At 32.0% G+C, this 21,540-nt stretch carries 12 protein-coding genes; 7 read left to right on the top strand and 5 right to left on the bottom strand.

Translation table 11 applies throughout. The features are described from left to right. Window positions 1-104 precede the first annotated feature (104 nt). The 5 genes from FP421_RS12075 to FP421_RS12095 form a co-directional block, all read right to left on the bottom strand. Entirely contained in the window at window positions 105-2,888 is a 2,784-nt protein-coding gene (locus FP421_RS12075; protein ID WP_159950947.1) for an alpha-amylase family glycosyl hydrolase, read from the bottom strand. Window positions 2,889-2,952: 64 nt separating this feature from the next. Continuing rightward, window positions 2,953-4,632 carry a SusE domain-containing protein gene (locus FP421_RS12080; protein ID WP_159950949.1) on the bottom strand — a complete coding sequence of 560 codons (1,680 nt, stop codon included), beginning with the start codon at window positions 4,630-4,632 and terminating at the stop codon, window positions 2,953-2,955. A gap of 26 nt (window positions 4,633-4,658) precedes the next feature. Continuing rightward, the gene (locus FP421_RS12085) at window positions 4,659-5,810 is read right to left on the bottom strand and encodes a SusE domain-containing protein (protein ID WP_159950951.1); all 1,152 of its coding nucleotides are present in this window, start codon (window positions 5,808-5,810) and stop codon (window positions 4,659-4,661) included. Between the two features lie 12 nt (window positions 5,811-5,822). Beyond that, complete coding sequence (locus FP421_RS12090) at window positions 5,823-7,439, bottom strand: RagB/SusD family nutrient uptake outer membrane protein (protein WP_159950953.1); 1,617 nt, start codon at window positions 7,437-7,439, stop codon at window positions 5,823-5,825. Between the two features lie 18 nt (window positions 7,440-7,457). Then, complete coding sequence (locus FP421_RS12095; protein ID WP_159950955.1) at window positions 7,458-10,346, bottom strand: SusC/RagA family TonB-linked outer membrane protein; 2,889 nt, start codon at window positions 10,344-10,346, stop codon at window positions 7,458-7,460. Window positions 10,347-10,545: 199 nt separating this feature from the next. Here FP421_RS12095 and FP421_RS12100 point away from each other — a divergent pair, with 199 nt between their 5' ends. From FP421_RS12100 to FP421_RS12130, 7 genes are all read left to right on the top strand, one after another. Beyond that, on the top strand, window positions 10,546-11,568 hold the full coding sequence (locus tag FP421_RS12100; RefSeq protein ID WP_159950957.1) for a LacI family DNA-binding transcriptional regulator: 1,023 nt from the start codon (window positions 10,546-10,548) through the stop codon (window positions 11,566-11,568). A gap of 184 nt (window positions 11,569-11,752) precedes the next feature. Continuing rightward, window positions 11,753-13,099 (top strand): MFS transporter, encoded by a 1,347-nt coding sequence (locus FP421_RS12105; RefSeq protein ID WP_159950959.1) that lies wholly within the window; start codon window positions 11,753-11,755, stop codon window positions 13,097-13,099. A gap of 1 nt (window position 13,100) precedes the next feature. Further along, window positions 13,101-13,757: a beta-phosphoglucomutase gene (pgmB, locus tag FP421_RS12110; RefSeq protein ID WP_159950961.1), complete on the top strand. Its 657-nt coding sequence runs from the start codon at window positions 13,101-13,103 to the stop codon at window positions 13,755-13,757. A gap of 1 nt (window position 13,758) precedes the next feature. Next, window positions 13,759-16,065, top strand: coding sequence for a glycoside hydrolase family 65 protein (locus FP421_RS12115; protein WP_159950963.1), 2,307 nt, complete (start codon window positions 13,759-13,761; stop codon window positions 16,063-16,065). A 10-nt stretch (window positions 16,066-16,075) separates the two neighbouring features. Continuing rightward, on the top strand, window positions 16,076-18,013 hold the full coding sequence (locus tag FP421_RS12120; RefSeq protein WP_159950965.1) for a glycoside hydrolase family 13 protein: 1,938 nt from the start codon (window positions 16,076-16,078) through the stop codon (window positions 18,011-18,013). Window positions 18,014-18,077: 64 nt separating this feature from the next. After that, window positions 18,078-19,043 carry an alpha/beta hydrolase gene (locus FP421_RS12125; protein WP_159950967.1) on the top strand — a complete coding sequence of 322 codons (966 nt, stop codon included), beginning with the start codon at window positions 18,078-18,080 and terminating at the stop codon, window positions 19,041-19,043. A 62-nt stretch (window positions 19,044-19,105) separates the two neighbouring features. Then, window positions 19,106-21,538 (top strand): TIM-barrel domain-containing protein, encoded by a 2,433-nt coding sequence (locus FP421_RS12130; RefSeq protein WP_159950969.1) that lies wholly within the window; start codon window positions 19,106-19,108, stop codon window positions 21,536-21,538. Window positions 21,539-21,540: the final 2 nt, after the last annotated feature.

Raw genomic sequence — 21,540 nt, forward strand, 5'->3', positions numbered from 1 at the left:
AATGTGTTTTTTTAGAATAGCATTTTCTAAAGAACGCCGTAGTTACAAATATACATTATGAAAAGTAGAAATACAAATGCTGTGTTTTTTATTCTAGGCCTAAGTTACTCAATTAGAAGCTTTTTGTAAGTTTTTCCTTTATTGTTTTTAACTTCTAAAAGATAAAAACCCTTCTTTAAATCTTCTACATTAAAGTTTTTATTAATTGAAAATTTACCAGAAAATTCTTTAACCTTTTTCCCATTAATAGTATAAATGATAATATTGTTGCTATTGATATTTAATTTAAAGGATGATTTAACTGGATTAGGATAAATCATAATTTCTGTATTTGATAATGGGTTTTCTGATGAAAGTACAGCAGCATTATTCGCAAAGATTTTAAACTCTCCAGGAGCTAAAGAAATTAAACTATTGGTATTTGTTACATTCAAAACTTGATTGTTGTTTAAAACATCATACCATACTCCTGTTTGTTGAAAAACAGGGTTTATGCTTTGTGTTGTTACACCAAAATTACCAATTACATTAATGTGTTGTATGTCAGTAGCAGAAGCATCTGATAATTGTATCTTTTTTAATCCATTTTGATTACCTGCATCTATAGTAAAGTTCGAGGTTTCAAAAATATCATACTTTAGTTTTAATTGAATTAATTTGTTCCAAAGATTATATACATCTTTTCTGTTTTGTTCTTCAAAATAATTCCATAAAATAGGTTTATTACCTGTTCTTCCGTTTTGATCAATGCTAATATCATAACCCAATTCATCAAACTGCCATATCATCTTAGGACCTGGAATAGTAAAAAAGAAGGCTCCATTTAATTCCATTCTATCAAGAGCAGTAGCTTCTGTTTTTATATTGTAAGCCCCATTAGATTTTCCAAATAATTTGGCATCATACATATGTCTTTCTTCATCATGACTTACCATATAGCTAACGTTTTGCGGTGCAGACCATCCTCTGTTTTTGTATGAAATCCAATCGAAATTAGATTTATTATTATCATGTACACCAAGAGCAGCTTCTTTATACGGTCCATGAATATTGCCCCAAACCATCATTCCTTTTCCTTCGTTTAAACGATAGTTAATAAGCTCTGTTTCTTCATTGTTATCAGCAAAATGTTCTAAAATGACAAAAGAGTCAGCATCAACTTCCCACTGGTAATCTGCGTATTTTTTTAAGATGGCAATTCTATTTGCTTCATAAGTACCCCAAACTCCTACATTGGTTGTAAAGCGTTGAGTAAATCCTTTAGATAAATCATATCTAAAACCATCTACTTTATATTCTTTTATCCAATATTGAGTAATTCTTTTTACGTAATCTTTAGTGGCTTGACTAGAATGATCCATGTCATTAAACACATTAAAAGGATGTTGTGCAGTTGCATTGAAAAAAGGATTCTCTGCAGTTGCTTGTCCTTGATAGCCTCCATTATCTGTATTCCACATTCTATAATAAGGATTTTGTCCTGTTGCATGATTAAATACAACGTCTACAATTACAGCGATTCCTCTTTTGTGACATTCATCAACCAATTGTTTAAAAGCATTTGTTGTTCCATAATATTTATCTAGAGCCATATGAAAAGATGGGTTGTATCCCCAAGATTCGTTTCCGTCAAATTCATTTAAAGGCATAAACTCTATAGCGTTTATTCCTAAATCTTGTAAATAATCTAAACGTGCTTTTACTGCATCAAAAGAATGAAGCGCATCAAAATCTCTGATTAGCAATTCGTAGATTACTAAATCTGTTTTTTTTGGTTTTTGAAAATTGGTTTCTTGCCAATTATATGGGGTGTCACCTGTTCTTAAAAGAGTAACATGATCTGTTGTTTTGTCAGTAGGATATGCTAGTAAATTTGGATATGTTGTAGCATCTATATATTGGTCATTGAATTGTGTTAACACTACAGTAGAGTAGGGGTCTGCTACTTTTAAATCTGCTTCAATTATATATTGATATGAGTAATCTGTTTGAGGAGTTAGCCCTGTTAGCTCAATCCAAAAACGATCTTTGCTGCTGTCTTTTTTTAGTAAATAACTGTCGTTAATCTGCCAGTTGTTAAAACTACCAATTACATGAACAAAATCTTTTCCTGGAGCATAAAAAACAAGTGTTGCTTTTGTGTTATCTGATGGATTTAAATTGATTCCGTCTTTCATTCCAGAAGGAACTGCGGCTTCTGTTGGAGTAGGTCTTACAACGACTTGAAAATTAGTACTTTTAATGTTGCCATTGTTTGAAGCTTCTAAAGTATAGTTTGTGTTTTGAGTTACAGCAGAAGTGTAAGTGTAATTTGTAATATTTGATTTTTGATCGATTGTAGATCCATTTGCTCTTAATGTATAGTTTGCAGCTAATGATGTTGTAGCGTTTATGGTTAAGTCTTCACCAGAATTTAAAATTGTTGTTGAGGTTGAAGGTGAATTTAATGTGAGTTGAAAAGAACCTACATTAAAAATAAAATCTGAACATCCGTTATCTTTTAATTCTTGTGAACCAGCAGCATTTCTAAATACCATTCCCATTTTGGTAATAGTATTAGCTTGTGCATCTGTTAATCCGTAATAAGTTTTTGGAATAATTGTAATTTCCCAGCGATTGTTACTTGTATTTAGAGTCATTTCCCCAATACCATCGTCTTTCCCCCAGTTTCCTACCACACTAGTACCAAAGGCATTTGTTGTTATACCTACACCAGAGTGCATATATACTTTTGTTGGGCTATTCAATCCATTACAATCTGTTGCAGAACTATTAGCGTCTAAGCTTATCGTTATTGATTGGGTTATTTCGAAAACATTTGGAGTAATTGTTACTTGGCCATATGCTAAGGAAGTTAAAAATAGTAGTAATAGGGTAGTTTTTTTCATAAGCTGAATTAAAAATGAAAAAGGGTTACCCATATATATGAGTAACCCTTTTTTAAGTTAGTTATTAATTTTTAGTATACGTAGGTGCATTAGGATCTGAGAAATCAAGAACAAATGTAAATGTTCCTGCATCTGTAGGTATGTTAGCACCTCCAGCTTCTAGGGTACCATCATTACCATTATCACCATAATTAATATCCCAAGCATTGTTAGCTCTGAATTTAACTTCACCAGCAGTAACTGCTACATTTTCTAAAATCCAAATATCGTTAAATGGCTTAGACCAATCTCTTGTAAATTGAGCATCAGGACCATCCCAACCATTAGGAGCTCCACTACCTACTAATCCCCAAATATTGTCTATTTTTTCTAGAGTGTAAGTAAGGTCTTTCATGTCAAAAGTAACTATATAATTACCAGCAGTTATAACAATGTTTGCTCCACCTGCATCAGCAGTTCCATCAACACCATCATCACCCCAATTGGTTCCCCAATCGTTGTTTAATCTGAATTTCATTTCGCCATCAGTTAAAGTTACGATAGCTCTAAAGACATCAGAATATTGGTCATATTGCATCACCATATCAGGACCATCCCAACTATTTTCTGTAGCAGAACCAACTAATCCTAAAGAGAACGATTCGATAGAATATGTTAAGTTATTCAAGTCCATTGTAATTTTGTAAGAACCAGCAGTAACAGCAATATTAGATCCTCCAGAAACTAAAGCACCACCTGTAGAACTGTCTCCACCATAATTGTTCGCCCAATCACTATTTTCTCTAAATTTGATCTCTCCATCTATTAAGTTAACATAAGCAACTAAAACACCATCTACATCTGTTTTAAAGAATGGTAAATCTGGAGTAGCTCCCCAATCATTGGCAGCAGAACCAATTATTCCCCAAGTACTAGATAAATCTAACACTGTTAAATAAGTAGTAACGTTAATGGTAACTTTAGAAGTAATTCTCTCTAAAACTTCATTTGTATTAGTATCAGTTATAATTGCTCTAACTCTCATTTCTAAATCTCCAGCAGTATCTACAGGGATTCCTGCTTCTAAAGCAACTCTGTTTAATTGAATATTAGTTAAAGAAATTGAGTTTGTATTTTTAACCATAGTCACTTCTACAGCATTAGCAAAGTCACTTCCAGGTAAATCAGCTTCAACAACATATTCAACATCTACATTTAAAGAAGAGTCTAATATAGGATCATTCCATCCCATTGTTAAAGCAACAACATCATTATTCGCAACAGATAGTACAAAACTATCACCATCTGAAACCCCAGTAATAGCAGGAGCATTTACAGGATAAGTTGTTACTAATAATAAGATATTATTACTTGTTAAATTATCGGTTTTAACCCTCATATATATGGCAACATCTCTAAATGTTGTTATACCTGCATTATTAATTGCTTGATTAAAATCACTCACAGTCATTGAAAAATTACTGTTTGTAGTATTTCCTAAAGAAATAGGAGTTGTAAATTCTGTATCTGTAGCCATTTCTACAGTATAGTCTGAACCTCCAGAAATCTCATCTTGCCAAGAAATGGTAAATGCTGGATTGTCTGGCAATGAGAAATTTAAAAACACATTGCTAATACCAGGAGTATCTAATGTAAACTCAGGATCTGGAGTTGTAATTGTTAAACTATCTTCTACATCACATGCTCCAAGAATTAGAACAAATGATAAAAGTAAATAGCTTAATTTATTTATAATTATTTTCATTTTGTATCTTTTAAATTATTTTGATATTATAAATTTAATGGGATTAATATATAACGTCCAGTTAAGTCGTTAAACCAAACATCATAATCATCCTCAACAACAATAGGGATTGCTCCACCACCATCTGTTGCCACACCAGAGAAAGAGGTTGAGTTCCCCCATTTTGCTCCTGAGTCTGTTACAAATTCCATATCACCAGGTGTAAGTCTAACGCTATTTGCATACCATAAATGACTATCAAAAGATAGTTGATTCATGGTAACATTTGAGGCACTAGTACCATCTATTGTTAGAGAAGCTGGACTTGTTGCATTGCTCGCATTAAAAGGAACTAAGGTGTAAGTTTTAGTAGAGAAGTTTACCATAAATGTATAGTAACCTGTGCTAGTTACACCAAATCTACCTGGGTCACCAGACTGAGTGCCTGGGTTACCAGCAATACTTCCGCTTTGAGCAGGGTCATCACTACCTTCATCTCTAGAATCTCCCCATTGAGGTTGCCAAAGACCTTTAGTTTCTAAAATTTTAAATCTACCTTCACCAAAATCTCCACTATCATTTTTAATCAAACCAGTAAAGTAAAATACATTACTATCAGTTTCATCTCTAAATAGAGGTGGATTTTGAGTAGCTGAATCGCTTTGATTGTTATCCCAACCTGGAGCTACACCATTACCAACTAAAAAGTAATCGTCAAATGTATAATTGAAATAAGGGTAAACATTTACATTAATTGCATTAGACATAGAAGCTAAACCGTCTTGAGTACCTAAAGAAGATACAACTCTTATGTAAACATTTTTCCATTCAAATGGATTTAAACCAGCATTACCAGCAGCAGTGTTTACTTCGCTGATAGATAATGTTACAGAAGTTCTTCCAGTTACAGTTGCAGCAACTACAGGAGTTGTAAATACATCATCACTAGAAAATTGTATTGCATAGTTAATAGAAGATTGTATTCCGTAATCTGCAGGTTGCCAGTTTAATGTAATTGCTGGGTTATTTGTGTTTACAGGATCTAAAGTTAAATCTGTGAAACCTAAATCAGCTAAAACAGCTGGAGTAGTGGTAGAAGAAACTGTAAATAGTTCAGAGTTATCATCACATGAATTAAAGAGAATCATAAATAATCCAATTAGTGTGATGGCTGAAAATTTTGTTATATTTTTCATCATTGTTTTGTTTTATTAATATCCAGAATTTTGAGATAAAGCAGGGTTAGATGCTAAACTTGCAGCAGGTATTGGATACAATTTAAAATCTGATGGTAGTGCGATACCATTTGTTCCATTTCCTTTCCAAGCCCAATTGTAGTTACCTCCAGTAAATTTGCCAAAACGAATTAAATCTTGACGTCTGTGAGCTTCCCAGTGTAATTCTCTTGCTCTTTCATCTAAAATAAAGTCTAAGTCTATTTGAGCTAGTGTTAAATTATTTTGTGGATTATTAGCTCTAGATCTTAGTGAATTTATATAATTGGTTAAATCTGTAGGATTAGCTCCTGAACCACCTCTTAAATGTGCTTCTGCATACATTAAATACACGTCAGCTAGTCTGAACAATGGGAAATCAGTATCAGCAAAAGTTAAACCAACATCTGATCCTGGTGCTCCAGTTGATGTTAAATTAGAGTATTTTGCTAAAATATATCCTTGGTCTTGATCAGAAATATCTGTAATCTCCTTACTTCTTCCAGAAGAAATAATTGTATTTCTGTTATCATTATTAAAGATACTTGGCTCAAACAATTCTACAAGTTGTTTTCTTACTCGTAAAGCGCCTCCCCATCCAGCAGGACTAACTCCTAAAGATGCACCATTACCTTCTATACTTCCTACAGAACCATTAATCATTACAGTTGTTGGCCCATAGTTTTTAGTATTTATACCATCAGATATTAATGGAAAGATAATTTCATTTACAGCAGAATTAGTATTGTTATCTGCCATGAAATTGTGTAAATAATTAGTTGCTAATGAATAACCACCACCAATAATTTTTTTAGTGTAATCTATACATTCTGTATATTTTGGTTGTCCAATATATACTTCAGCATTCAAGTAAACTTTGGCTAAAATCATCCACGCTACAGCTTTGTCTGCTCTACCATGTTCATTCATTTTTGGATCTAATAAATCACCTTCAATAGCTTTAAGCTCGCTTTCAATATAATCAAATAATTGTTGTCTGTTGTATGCTTTAGGTGCAGCATTTATTGCATCGACTTCTGTTGTAAAGTTTGCTTGACCAAATAAATCCATCATGTAGTAGTAAGACATTGCTCTTAACAAACGAGCTTCAGCTCTGTACGTTTGAATTTCTGCTTTTGTTGCAGTAGAAACATTTCTTGAGTCTAATTTTTCATCAGTAGTTTCTCTTAAAAAATTATTAGCAAAAGCAATAGTAACATGACTTCTACCAAACATACCTAGAATAATAGGAACATCAGCATTCCAAATATTACGTTGAATTTCTCTTGTTCCTGGGTCATTTTCATAAGACCAAATCATTTGGTCTGCAGATAATGTTTGTAGGTATAATAAAACTCTACCAAACTGACTTGTACCTGCGTCTAACCCTTGTATGTTTGATGATTCTGGACCATCAACACCTGTTAATGATAGGTTAGCATAAACACCAGCCAAAAGCCTTTTATAAGAGGTTTCATTTGCAAAGAAATCTTCCCCTAGTAAATCTTGGTCATCTTGTGGTGTGATGTCTAAATCTTTAGTACAAGAAGATAGAGCCACAACCATAACCAAAATAAAGGCTGCTATTTTTTCTATTTTTAATATTTTTTTCATTATCGAATTCTTTATTAATTAAAATTTAATGTTTGCACCTACCAAGAATACTCTAGGTCTTGGATAGTTTTCATTATCTATACCACCACTACCTAATTCAGGATCTAAACCAGAGTAGTTGGTTAATAAAAATACATTCTGTATACCAGCCCAAATACGAATACTATTTGAAGCGAATTTTTTTATTGGTCTGTCAAAAGTGTATCCTAACGTAATGTTGTCCATTCTTAAGAAAGAAGCATTTTCTAAATAGATATCAGACCTAATCACATTAGCTGTGGTATTAAAGTTTGTATTTAAAACTGATGTTGGTACATTACCTAAAACAGCATTGTCTCTTAACAAATCATATTGTGCTAAAGCTGAGTTTACGTTATTGTATAAATAATTTCCAACGCTTGCTCTTAAGTTAAAAGCTAAATCAAAGTTTTTGTAATTAAAATTAGATTGAAAACCAAATGTGAAATCTGGTAAAGGGTTTCCTTTTAAGTATCTATCAGAATCATTTGTTATACCATCTCCATTTAAATCAGCATAAGCACCTTCTATTGGCATTCCTGCACTATCATATAATTGTTTGTAAACGTAGAAAGAATTAGGAGCAAAACCTTCTCTATGTAATTGAATAAAGTTTCCTGTACCTCCAGCAATTCCACCTTGTGTGATGTCTTGACCTAAAGCTAATTCTTTAATCTCTCTGTCTAAATACGTTGCATTAAAGTTGATGTTCCAATCTATATCATCTGTTCTTATAACGTCTGTATTTACAGCAAACTCAATACCATTAACTTGTAAATCACCAATATTTTGTAAAACTCTATTTGTAAAATTAGTACCATCTGCAACTGGAGCATCAGATAACAAATCTGTAGAGTTTTTTTGGAATACGTTTAAAGAGCCTGTTATTTTGTTATCGAATAAACCATAGTCTACACCTAATTCTACAGTAGCTGTTTTTTCCCATCTTAGGTTACTTCTTGCAGCTGGGATAGTTGAAAGTATTGGAGTACCTCCAAAAATATATTGAGAATCTTGATTTCCAAAACGATATCTATCTAAATATAAGTCTCCAGCAATACCTTCTGATTGTCCGTTAACACCATAAGATGCACGTAATTTTAAATCAGAAAATACCTTACTATCTTTTAAGAAATCTTCATCGATAACTCTCCAAGCCAAAGCAGCACCTCCAAAGTTACCCCATCTATTTTCAGGACCAAATCTAGAAGTTCCATCTCTTCTGTAGTTTAATGTTAGTAAATACTTTTCATTAAAGGTCAAATTAGCTCTAGCTAATAAACCAATTAATACAGTAGGTGTACCAGCACTAGAGGAAGCAAAACTGTTAGGATCTCTTCTGTTTCCTGTACTTGTTCCAAAGCCTTCAAAAGATTGATAATCGTAACCAACAGTAATATCTGTTTTAAACTTATCAAATGTATTTACATAGTTCAAGTATGTTTTAAAATTCTCGTTAGTTCCTTCACCATAATCTTCAGAATCATTTCCTCTAACACTATTGTTTGTTGGTACGTTTAAAGAAGTAACATTAGTGTTTGTTGATTCAGTTTTATCAAAACCAGCAGATACAGTAACAGTAAGTTCAGGTAAAAAATGTAAATTATAATCTAATTTTAAATTACCAAATTGTCTAAATCTGTCTCCTCTACTATTATTTTGTAATAAACTTGCAACAGGGTTTTGAGTACCATTTGCTACTTGACCATTACCATCTAAATGTTGGTAGAAACCACCAAAAGGAGAGCTTGGGTCGTACACTGGTTGTGTAGGATCGAATCTTAAGGCAGCATTAATTGCTCCAGAATTTCCATATCTCTCGTTAATAAAGTTCCTATTATAGTTTAAGCTAACTTTTAAATGATTATCAAAAAATGAAGGGTTCATTGATAAAGATACTGTAGCTCTATCAAATTGTGAAGTTAAGATGTTACCTTCAACTTCAGAAAAGTTTACAGAAACTCTCGTAGGTATAAAACCAAAAATCTGACCTCTAGCACTTATATTGTGAAAAGTAGAAACTGATTTTTGTAAAACTTTGTCTTGCCAATTTGTATTTGCATTTCCTAATAAACCAGCATCTCCTGGTCTTCTTTGATTTATAATTTGTCTAAAAGCATCTGCATTAAAAACATTAATTCTGTCTCTAATTTCACCAAAATTCATTTGGTAGTCATAATCTAATGAAAACTCTTTTCTACCTTTTTTAGTTGTAATAATAATTACACCATTTGCACCCCTTGCTCCATAAATAGCTGTAGCAGATGCATCTTTTAAGACAGAGAAAGACTCAATATCATTTGGGTTAATACTATTTAAGTCAACGCCAGATAATGGTAAACCATTAATAACGATTAAAGGATCGTTAGAAGCGTTTAAAGATGAACCACCACGAATTCTGATTTCAGAGCCAGAGCCAGGAGCACCACTTGTAACAATATTAACACCAGAAACTCTACCGCTTATAAGGTTTTCTGCAGTTACAATGTTACCTTTTGTCATTTCTTTAGCTGTAATAGCCTCTATAGAACCTGTAGCATCTTTTACGGTTGTTGTACCATAACCTACAACAACTATTTCATCTAATTGTTCTGAAGATTCATCCAATTCAACTGTAATGTTGAAGTTTGTTCCTATAGTGATTTCTTTGTTCGCAAAACCTAAATATCTAAAAACAAGTACATCACCAGTGTTTACTTTTTCTAAAGAAAAGTTTCCATCGAAGTCAGTTTGAGTACCTTTAGTAGTACTCTTTACCACTACACTAACTCCAGGCAAAGGTTCGCCTGTAGCTTTTTCTTTTACAACACCTTTTATTGTTTGTTGAGCAAACATTGTAAATGATGAAGTCAAAAGAATTCCAATTAACAATAATTTAAATTTTTTCATGTATAATTTGTTAAATAATAACTGTAAATTTGATTTGGAGTTAACAATAAATTCACATTCCACTTAGTAAAGATATAGTGTAAATCTGTATTTTCAATATTAAAAAAGTTACGAAATCGGTTTCGTGTTAATAACTTTTTTTTAAGAATTATTATTATATTAACATAAAATAACATCAAATTTTATCTTTTAATAAAAAATGAAGCAAAAAATTACCATTAAAACAATTGCTAAAGAATTGGGAGTTTCTACATCAACTGTATCAAAGGCTTTAAAAGATAGTCATGAGATTAGCCAAGAAACAAAAGAAAAAATACAAGCTTATGCCAACTTATACAATTACAAACCCAACCATTTAGCATTACAGCTTCGCAATCAAAAGACAAAAGTAATTGGTGTTATTTTACCCAAAATAGTACATCATTTTTTTTCTACTGTGATTAAAGGTATTGAAGATGGTGCTAACGAAAAAGGGTATCACATAATGGTTTGTTTTTCAAATGAATCTTACCAAAAAGAAGTAGAAACTTTAAAGGTATTATCTAATGGAAGTGTAGACGGAATTATTGTTTCGATAGCAAGTGAAACACTTGAAAATAAGGATTTTAATCATTTTAAAGGTTTGGTTTCGGAAGAAATTCCTTTAGTGCTTTTTGATAGAGTTGTTGATGATATTTTATGTGATAAAGTAGTTGTAGATGATGTAAGTGCTGGCTATAAAGCAACAAAACATTTATTAGATAGTGGAAGAAAAAATATAGCTTTAATTACTACTCCAGATCATGTTAATGTAGGGGCTCTGAGAAGACAAGGTTATGAAAAAGCTTTGATTGAATCATATATTAAAAAAGATAGTAATCTCATTGTAAAGATTGACGAAAAACAAGATATAACGCCGCAAATAGAGAAGGTTTTTGAATCTGATATTGATGGTGTTTTTGCTGTAAACGAAATTTATGCGGCAAAAACAATGAGAATAGCAAAAAGAAAAGGTGTGAAAGTGCCTGAAGACCTTGCAGTTATTGGTTTTACAGATGGTTTGATTTCTGAATATTCTTCACCATCAATCACAACAATTGCGCAACATGGCTTTACTATGGGAAGGCAAGCAGTTGAATTGTTGATTGAGAGAATTGAAAAAGAATCTGAAACAATAAAACCAAAAAAGATTGTGATTTCTAGTGATTTAAAGTTGCGAGAATCTACGAAAACGTCGTCGTAACTTTTTATTACTTTTCTTACTTTTACGAAAACGTCGTCGTAGATTTTTTACTTGTTTTTTATCAAATTCAAAGAAATAGTATATCTTTGTTACATATTTACGATTTATCAATAGATTTCATTCCACACTTAATAATTGATAAGTCTAAACACTTATCGTAGTATTCATTAAAATAATTACGATAATGCAAAAGCGTAAATTAAGCTTCTGGCAAATCTGGAACATGAGTTTTGGATTTTTAGGAATTCAAATGGGGTTTGCCCTACAAAATGCAAACGCAAGTAGGATTTTACAAATTTTTGGAGCAGATGTCCACGAACTTTCTTGGTTTTGGATTATAGCACCTTTAATGGGATTGATTGTTCAACCTATTATTGGTCATTATAGTGATAAAACTTGGGGGCGTTTTGGGAGAAGAAAACCATACTTTTTAATTGGTGCTATATTAGCATCTATTGGTTTGGTATTGATGCCACAGGCAGATATTTTCATTGCCTTTTTACCAGCTTTATGGGTTGGTGCAGGTTTTTTAATGATTATGGATGCTTCTTTTAACATTGCTATGGAGCCTTTTAGAGCTTTAGTAGGAGATAATTTAAGAACAGATCAAAGAACTTTAGGATTTAGCGTACAAACTGCTTTAATTGGTTTTGGAGCAGTAGTTGGGTCATGGTTACCTTATGCATTAACAAATTGGTTTGGTGTTTCTAACAAAACATCACAAGGAATTGTTCCTGATAATCTAATTTGGTCTTTTATTATTGGTGCAGCTATCTTAATTATTTCAATTTTAGTTACGGTTACTTCAACCTCAGAGTATTCTCCAGAAGAATTGGCAAGTTTTGACAATGATTCTGATGAGGCTACAGAAGAAGAAAGTTCAAGTTTGATGGATATTTTTGAAGATTTCAGAAAAATGCCAACAACAATGCGTCAATTAAGTTGGGTGCAGTTCTTTTCTTGGTTTGGACTTTTTGGAATGTGGGTTTTTGCTACGCCAGCCATTGCGCAACATATTTATGGTTTGCCGCATACAGACAGTAGTAGTACTTCTTATCAAGATGCAGGAGATTGGGTTGGAATTCTTTTCGGAATTTACAATTTAGTTTCAGCTTTTTATGCCTTTGCTTTACCATATATCGCAAAACAACTAGGAAGAAAGAAAACGCATTCAATATCACTTATTATTGGAGGTTTAGGACTTTTATCAATTTACATCATGCCAGATAAAAATTGGTTGATTGTTTCTATGGTAGGAGTAGGAATTGCTTGGGCAAGTATTTTAGCAATGCCTTATGCAATTTTAGCAGGTTCTATATCAGCTAAAAAAATGGGAGTTTATATGGGGATTTTTAATTTCTTTATCGTAATTCCTCAGATTATCAATGCATTAATTGGTGGTCCGTTAGTAAAATATGCTTATAATAATGAGGCAATATTTGCTTTGGTTATTAGCGGTATTAGTTTCTTAATTGCTGCAGCCTTAGTCTACAAAGTAAAAGATGTAGATGATGTAGTAAAATCAAATTAAAATGACAAAAGGATTTATATTCGATTTGGATGGTGTAATCGTAGACACTGCCAAATATCACTACTTAGCTTGGAAAAAGCTAGCCAACGAATTAGGTTTCGAATTTACAAAAGAACAAAATGAATTATTTAAAGGCGTAAGTAGAAAACGTTGTTTAGATATTTTATTAAATGATATTGGTAAAATAGAACACACACAAAAACAATTTGATACTTGGATGATCACTAAAAATGAAGATTATCTAGAGTATATTGAAAAGATGGATGAATCTGAGATTCTCCCAGATGTTCCTAAGGTTTTAGCATTTTTAAAAGAGAATGATGTTCCAATAGCTTTAGGTTCAGCAAGTAAAAACGCACAACCAATTTTAGAAAAGGTAGGTTTACTGCATTATTTTGATACCATAGTAGATGGTAATAATGTTACAAAAGCAAAACCAGATCCAGAAGTTTTTCTCTTAGCAGCAAAACAGTTGGGGGTAAAATCTAACGATTGTGTAGTTTTTGAAGATGCTGTAGCTGGTGTAGAAGCCGCAAACACAGCGCAAATGATAAGTATAGGTATAGGAGATGAAAATGTATTGTCTGAAGCTAAATATAATTTTACAGACTTTACACAAATCAGTACCGATTTTATTACAACATTAATAGAAAATTAAGATGAATCAAGATTATATAAAACCAAACGCTTGGTCAATTCTCGAAGAAGGATTTGATGCAGCAATGGTAAAATCTTCAGAAAGTTTGTTCAGTATTGGTAATGGAGCCATGGGACAACGTGCCAATTTTGAAGAAAAATACTCAGGAGAAACATTTCAAGGAAGTTATATTGCAGGAGTTTATTATCCTGATAAAACACGTGTTGGATGGTGGAAAAACGGATATCCAGAATATTTTGCAAAAGTTTTAAATGCACCTAGTTGGATAGGAATTAACGTTAAAATTAATGACGAAGAATTAGATTTAAATACCTGTAAATCCGTTTCAAAATTTAAAAGAGAACTGAACATGAAAGAAGGTTGGTTGTCTCGAAGTTTTGAAGCTGAATTACAAAATGGAACACAAATAGAAGTAAAAACAAAACGTTTTTTAAGCTTAGAGTTAGATGAAGTGGGTGCAATTAGTTATGCAGTAACTCCATTAAATTCAGATGCAAAAATTACATTTTCACCATATTTAGATGCTGGTATTACCAATGAAGATACCAACTGGGATGACCAATTTTGGGATGTATTAGAAGTATCTCAAAACAATCAGCAATCGTTTATACAAGCACGTACAATGAAAACTGATTTCTACACGTGTACTTTTATGGAATCTCGTTTGTTTATTGATGGTAAAGAAGTAATAACTGGTTGTAATAATCAAAAAACAGATAAATCTTCATCTTGCACATATCAACAAGAAATCAAACATAATCAAACATATACCATTCATAAATTTGGAGGGTATGTGGTAGATAGAAATCACCATAAAAATGAATTAGTTGCTGCAGCAAAAGAAGTTTTAAATAATGCTGTAAATTTTGGTTTTGAAGCATTGTTAGAAATGCAAAAGCAATCTTGGGCAAAAATTTGGAAAATGTCAGACATCACTATAGAGGGTGATGTAAAAGCGCAACAAGGTATTCGTTTTAATATTTTTCAATTAAACCAAACCTATTTAGGTACAGATGCTACCTTAAATATTGGTCCAAAAGGATTTACAGGAGAGAAATATGGAGGAAGTACCTATTGGGATACTGAGGCATATTGTATTCCTTTTTATATGGCAACCAAAGACCAATCTGTAGCTAGAACTTTATTAGAATACAGATACAAACATTTAGATAAAGCTATAGAAAATGCTGCAAAACTTGGATTTACAAATGGTGCAGCATTGTATCCAATGGTAACTATGAATGGTGAAGAATGTCACAATGAATGGGAAATTACTTTTGAAGAAATCCATAGAAATGGAGCCATTGCTTTTGCTATTTATAACTATCACAGATTTACCGAAGATTACTCATACATTCCAGAAAAAGGATTGGAAGTTTTAATAGGTATTGCTCGTTTTTGGCATCAAAGAGTTAATTTTTCTACTGATAAAAACAAGTACGTAATGTTGGGTGTAACAGGTCCTAATGAGTACGAAAACAACGTTAATAATAATTGGTACACAAACTACATTGCAAAATGGTGTATTGAGTATGCTCTAGAAAATATTGATATTGTAAAAACTGATCACATTTCAGATTATATCAGAATTAAAGAGAAAGCCAATTTTACGGATGATGAATTAAAATCTTGGAAAAAAGTAGCTGACAATATGTATTTTCCATATTCAGAAAAACATAACGTTTTCTTACAACAAGATGGCTTTTTAGACAAAGAATTGATTACAGTTGCAGATTTAGACAAATCTCAAAGACCAATCAATCAAAAATGGAGTTGGGATCGTATTTTACGTTCACCATATATCAAACAAGCAGATACCTTACAAGGATTTTACATGTTCGAAGATCATTTTTCTGATGCTGAATTAGAACGTCATTTCGACTTTTATGAGCCATTTACCGTTCACGAAAGCTCTTTATCTCCATGTGTGCACAGTATTCAGGCAGCTAAATTAGATAGAATGGAGCAAGCTTACGAATTCTATTTGCGTACTTCTCGTTTAGATTTAGACGATTACAATCACGAAGTAGAAGAAGGATTGCACATTACGTCTATGGCAGGAACTTGGATGAGTATTGTAGAAGGTTTTGGTGGAATGAGAGTTGTAAATAACATGCTGTCTTTTAATCCTAAAATTCCTAAAGAATGGAATTCGTATTCATTTAAAGTGAATTTTAGAAACCATACTATCAATGTAAATGTGCAACAAGAGCAAACATTTTTTGAGGTAGAAGGTACATCAGAGATCAAAATTTTGGTGAAAGGAGAGTTAAAAACAGTATATCCAAATAACTTAGAAACAGTTTAATAGAATTATTATGAAACTTTTCAGAAACATTTTGTCGTTATTATTATTCATAGCTTTATTTTTTTCGTGTAAAAATGAAGAATCATTAAAAAATGTTTCTGAAGTTTCTGTTTCTAACACTACTTTAGAAAGAGTTGAGCCTCCACACTGGTGGATAGGTTTTGAGAACAACACACTACAGTTATTAGTTAAAGATGACAATATTGGTGTTTCTAAACCAAGTATAAATTATCGAGGTCTAACTATCGATAAATTTCACACAGCAAGAAGCAAAAATTATTTATTTATTGATATAACAATTGATGAAACTGCAAAAGCTGGAAAATTTGATATCACCTTTACATTTGATGACAATTCTAAAAAAACACATACTTACGAGTTAAAAAATAGAGAAAAATCAGCAGAATCTTATAAAGGTTTTGATAGTTCTGATGCCATTTATTTAATCACTCCAGATCGTTTTGCAAATGCGGATGAATCTAATGATATCAACAAAAAGTTAAAAGATCAATCTTTAGACAGAACAGATGGTTACAAACGTCATGGAGGAGATTTACAAGGGATTACCAATCACGTAGATTACATTTCAGACTTAGGTTTTACGGCTGTTTGGCCAACCCCAGTATTAACAAACAACATGCCTCGTGGTTCTTATCACGGTTACGCAATTACAGATTATTATCAAGTTGATCCACGTTTTGGAACAATGGAAGATTACAAAAAATTAGCTGATGAATTACGTAAAAAAGACATGAAATTGATTATGGACCAAGTAGCCAATCACTGTGGATTAGAACATTGGTGGATGAAAGATTTGCCTTTTGATGATTGGGTTAATGATCAAGAATATTATGAGAAAAACAAAGAGAATTGGAATCAAAAAATTGTAAATAGATCCAATCATAGAAGAACTACAAATCAAGATTTGTATGCTTCAGATGCTGATAAAAAAGGAAATAACGAAGGTTGGTTTGTAGAAACCATGCCAGATTTAAATCAACGTAATCCTTTTTTAGCCAATTACATCATTCAAAATTCAATTTGGTGGATAGAAACCTTAGGTTTGGGTGGAATTCGTCAAGACACGTATCCTTATCCAGATAAAGAATTTATGAGTAATTGGGCAGGAGCCATTATGAAAGAATATCCAAATTTTTCTATTGTTGGTGAAGAATGGAGTTACAATCCGTTATTGGTGGGGTATTGGCAAACAGGCGCAAAGAATAAAGATGGTTATGAGTCTAACTTAAAATCTACTATGGATTTTCCCATGCAAAAAGCCATTATTGATGGGATTAATGAGGATGAATATTGGGGAACAGGTTTAGTGAAAATCTATGAAGGTTTGGCAAACGATTTTCATTACTCAACTCCAAAAGATATTATGGTTTTTTTAGATAATCATGATGAAGGAAGAATGTTTACAGCTTTAAATGAGGATGTAACCAAAGCAAAAATGGCTTTAAGTTACATGCTAATGATGCCAAGAATTCCTCAAGTTTATTATGGTACAGAAATTCTAATGGATGATACTGCAAATCATGGAGATCATGGATTAATTAGAACTGATTTCCCTGGAGGATGGAATGGTGATCAAGTAAATGCATTTACTGGAGCAGGTCTTTCTAAAGACAAAAAAGAAATGCAAAATTTTGTAAAATCCATTTTAAATTATCGTAAAAATAGCGCCGCAATTCAAGGTGGAAAAACCATCCATTTTGCACCATTTATGGGAACATACTTTTTGTTTAGAGTAAAAGGAGATGAAACAGTAGTGCACATCATTAATAAAAATGAAAAGCCAATTACTATTGATTTAAAACGTTATGCAGAAGTTGGTTTAGAAGGAAAAACGTTAAAAAACATCATCACAGGTGAAGCCTTTTTATGGAAAGATGCTATTCAGCTGTCAGAAAAAGGAAGTATTATTTTAACCACGAAACATTAATAAAGATTCAATGTCATTTCGAGTGATTTTGAGGAACGAAAAATTGTATCGAGAAATTTTAATCATGAAAAAAATACTAATCTTATTAGCAATCACAATTTGTATATCTTGTCATAAAACTGAAAAAGATAAAAAGCAAGAATCATCAAAACTAGCAATAAAGGCATACAAATTATCATCAACAACTTTGGCTGCAGGTAAATTAATTAGAATCGATTCTTTTCCATCCAAATTTATCACTCCAAGGCCAGTTGATGTTTGGTTACCAGAAAATTACTCATCAGAAAAAAAATACGCAGTTTTATATATGCACGATGGTCAAAATTTATTTGATGCAACAACAACATGGAACAAACAAGAATGGATGATTGATGAAGCTGCTACCAAATTAATGAAAGATGGTATTGTAAAAGATTTTATTGTAGTTGCTATTCACAACATACCACAAATTCGTTGGCAAGATTTATTTCCAGAACAAGCTATGGATTTTGTATCCAAAGAAGCAAAAGAGAATTTATATGCAGAGGCAAAAAAGAACAATTTTAGCACAAATTTAAAAGGTGATGACTATTTAGAATTTTTGGTTTCTGAAGTAAAACCTTATGTAGATAAAACGTATGCTGTATATGCAAACAAGGAAAATACGTTTGTAATGGGTTCTTCTATGGGAGGTTTAATGTCTATCTATGCAGTTGCAGAATATCCAAATGTTTTTGCTGGTGGAGCTTGTATTTCCACACATTGGGTTGGAGGTTCTCCTTCAGAGAATAATCCTTTACCAGAAGCAATTTTTGCTTATTTAGAAGAAAATTTGCCTGACTCAAAATCGCATAAAATGTATTTTGATTATGGTAACAAAACTTTAGATCAATTGTATCCACAGTATGCTTCAAAAGTAGATTCCATTTTTTTAAAAAATGGTTACACAAAATATAATTATAAAAACCTGTTTTTTGAGGGAACAAATCATTCTGAAAAATCATGGCAAAAAAGGGTTGATATTCCTTTAACTTTTTTGCTAAAAAAATAATAGATTCTTTAAGGTAAGACCTCACAGGTTTTTAAAACCTGTGAGGTCTACAAAATAATTTTATGAAAACATTTAAACTCCTTTTTTTATTATTCTTTGTAACCACTTTTTCATTTGCTCAAAACTCAAATAGGGTATATAAATCTCATAATGAAGAAGCTGGAGTTTTTACGGTGGTTACAAACGATGGTGCCTATAAATTTCAATTTTATACAGATGCTATTGTTGAAACAACTTTTATCCCAAAAGATGAAAAAGTAAATAAAACAAGTCATGCAGTTGTTTTACAACCCAAAAAAGTTAAAACAATGTATAAATATAAGGGAAATACCATTTCATTTTCTAGTGAATCTATCTCAATTGATATTACTACAGAACCTTTTCAAATTTCTTATTCCGATAAACAAAACAATGTAATTACCTCAGAAAAAAGAGGATATTTTAAATCTGAACATACTCCTTTAGAAATGGTTAAAGGAAATATACCTAATAAAGAAACAGAAAAAATTGAATTCAATTTAACAGATAATGAAATCTTGTATGGAGCTGGAGCAAGGGCTTTAGGAATGAACAGGCGTGGACATCGTTTGCCTTTGTATAATAGAGCACATTATGGTTATGAAACACATTCTGAGTTGATGAATTTTACAATTCCTGTAGTGATTTCCTCAAAAAAATACATGATTCATTTTGATAATGCACCTGTTGGATATTTAGAATTGGATAGTAAAAAGGACAATACATTAACCTATGAAACCATTTCAGGTCGTAAAACATATCAAATTATTGTAGGTGATTCTTGGGAAGATTTATTAGACAATTATACCAATTTAACAGGAAAACAACCTTTGCCTCCAAGATGGGTTTTAGGTAACTTCTCTAGCAGATTTGGGTATAGAACGCAAGAACAAACAGAAGCAACTATTGATAAGTTTAAAGAAGAAAAAATTCCTGTTGATGCCATTATTTTAGACTTGTATTGGTTTGGAAAAGCGGTACAAGGAACTATGGGAAATCTAGAAGTCGATAAAGATTCTTTTCCAGATATGAAAGGAATGGTTTCTAGGTTAAAAGATAAAGGAGTAAAAACTATATTAATTACAGAACCTTTTATTGTTGATACTTCAAAAAGATGGAAACAAGCTGTTTCTAAAAATATTTTAGCCAAAGATACCGTCAATAATCCTGCGAAATATCCATTTTATTTTGGAAATACAGGTATTATAGATATCTACAAAGAAGAAGGGAAAGATTGGTTTTGGAATATCTACAAAGAAATTCTAGGTTACGGAGTTAAAGGTTTGTGGGGAGATTTGGGTGAGCCAGAAGTATTGCCTTCTTGGGTAAGTTTTGGAGAAAACCAAAAAATCAATGCTGATGAAATTCATAATATTTATGGTCATGATTGGGCTAGATTAATTTTTGAAGGATATCAAAAAGAATTCCCAAATGAAAGACCATTTATTTTAATGCGTGCAGGATATTCAGGTTCGCAACGTTTTGGAATGATTCCTTGGTCTGGAGATGTTAACAGAACTTGGGGAGGTTTGCAAAGTCAACCAGAAATTTCTCTACAAATGGGAATGCAAGGTTTGGGTTATATGCATTCTGATTTAGGCGGATTTGCAGGCGCAAACTTAGATGATAATTTATACACGCGTTGGTTGCAATATGGTGTTTTTCAGCCAATTTTCAGGCCACATGCACAAGAAGATGTTGCAAGCGAGCCTGTTTTTAGAAGCGAATTTGCAAAAAAACATGCCAAAAAAGCCATTGAATTGCGCTACAAAATGTTGCCTTACAATTACAATTTAGCGTTTGAGAACAATCAAAAAGGTACTCCTTTAATGCGTCCAATTTTCTTTGAAGAAGATAATGATAAGTTGATGGAAAATTCAGAAACCTATTTATGGGGAAAAGATTTTTTAATCACACCGATTTTAAAAGATTCTGTAAAAACAAAATCCATTTATTTTCCAAAAAAATCAAATTGGTTTAATTTTTATGTTGATGAAAAAATAGAGGGTGGACAAACCAAAACCGTAAAAGTAAAACAAAAAGCGATCCCAACTTATGTGAGAGGTGGAGTTGTAATTCCAATGACAAAATTGGTGCAAACAACAGACAATTATTCAGGAAATCAGTTAGAACTACATTATTGGTTTGATGCTTCTGTAAAAGAATCAGAAAGAACACTTTATAATGATGATGGACTAACAGCAAATGCTTTTGAAAAAGGAAAGTATGAACAATTAGAGTTTGAAGTAGAACTTAAGAAACGTTATTTAGAAATTGATTTAGAAGCTGAATTTGGAAAGAATTGGAATCCAGAACAAAAAGAGGTTAAGTTGATTTTGCATAATATCAACTGGCAACCTAGAAGAATTAAAGTTGATGGAAAAAGACTTAGAATTTCTCCAGAAAACAATCAATTGAGAATTCCAGTAAAATGGAATCCAACTAAAGAGTTAAAAATTAAAATATCGTTAAAGTAATA

It is taken from the genome of Polaribacter septentrionalilitoris, assembly GCF_009832745.1.
Classification (GTDB): domain Bacteria; phylum Bacteroidota; class Bacteroidia; order Flavobacteriales; family Flavobacteriaceae; genus Polaribacter; species Polaribacter septentrionalilitoris.

Coding starts and splice junctions, on each gene's coding strand:
- FP421_RS12075 (WP_159950947.1), bottom strand. CDS start 2,888: ATGAAAAAAACTACCCTATTACTACTATTTTTAACTTCCTTAGCATAT.
- FP421_RS12080 (WP_159950949.1), bottom strand. CDS start 4,632: ATGAAAATAATTATAAATAAATTAAGCTATTTACTTTTATCATTTGTT.
- FP421_RS12085 (WP_159950951.1), bottom strand. CDS start 5,810: ATGATGAAAAATATAACAAAATTTTCAGCCATCACACTAATTGGATTA.
- FP421_RS12090 (WP_159950953.1), bottom strand. CDS start 7,439: ATGAAAAAAATATTAAAAATAGAAAAAATAGCAGCCTTTATTTTGGTT.
- FP421_RS12095 (WP_159950955.1), bottom strand. CDS start 10,346: ATGAAAAAATTTAAATTATTGTTAATTGGAATTCTTTTGACTTCATCA.
- FP421_RS12100 (WP_159950957.1), top strand. CDS start 10,546: ATGAAGCAAAAAATTACCATTAAAACAATTGCTAAAGAATTGGGAGTT.
- FP421_RS12105 (WP_159950959.1), top strand. CDS start 11,753: ATGCAAAAGCGTAAATTAAGCTTCTGGCAAATCTGGAACATGAGTTTT.
- pgmB (WP_159950961.1), top strand. CDS start 13,101: ATGACAAAAGGATTTATATTCGATTTGGATGGTGTAATCGTAGACACT.
- FP421_RS12115 (WP_159950963.1), top strand. CDS start 13,759: ATGAATCAAGATTATATAAAACCAAACGCTTGGTCAATTCTCGAAGAA.
- FP421_RS12120 (WP_159950965.1), top strand. CDS start 16,076: ATGAAACTTTTCAGAAACATTTTGTCGTTATTATTATTCATAGCTTTA.
- FP421_RS12125 (WP_159950967.1), top strand. CDS start 18,078: ATGAAAAAAATACTAATCTTATTAGCAATCACAATTTGTATATCTTGT.
- FP421_RS12130 (WP_159950969.1), top strand. CDS start 19,106: ATGAAAACATTTAAACTCCTTTTTTTATTATTCTTTGTAACCACTTTT.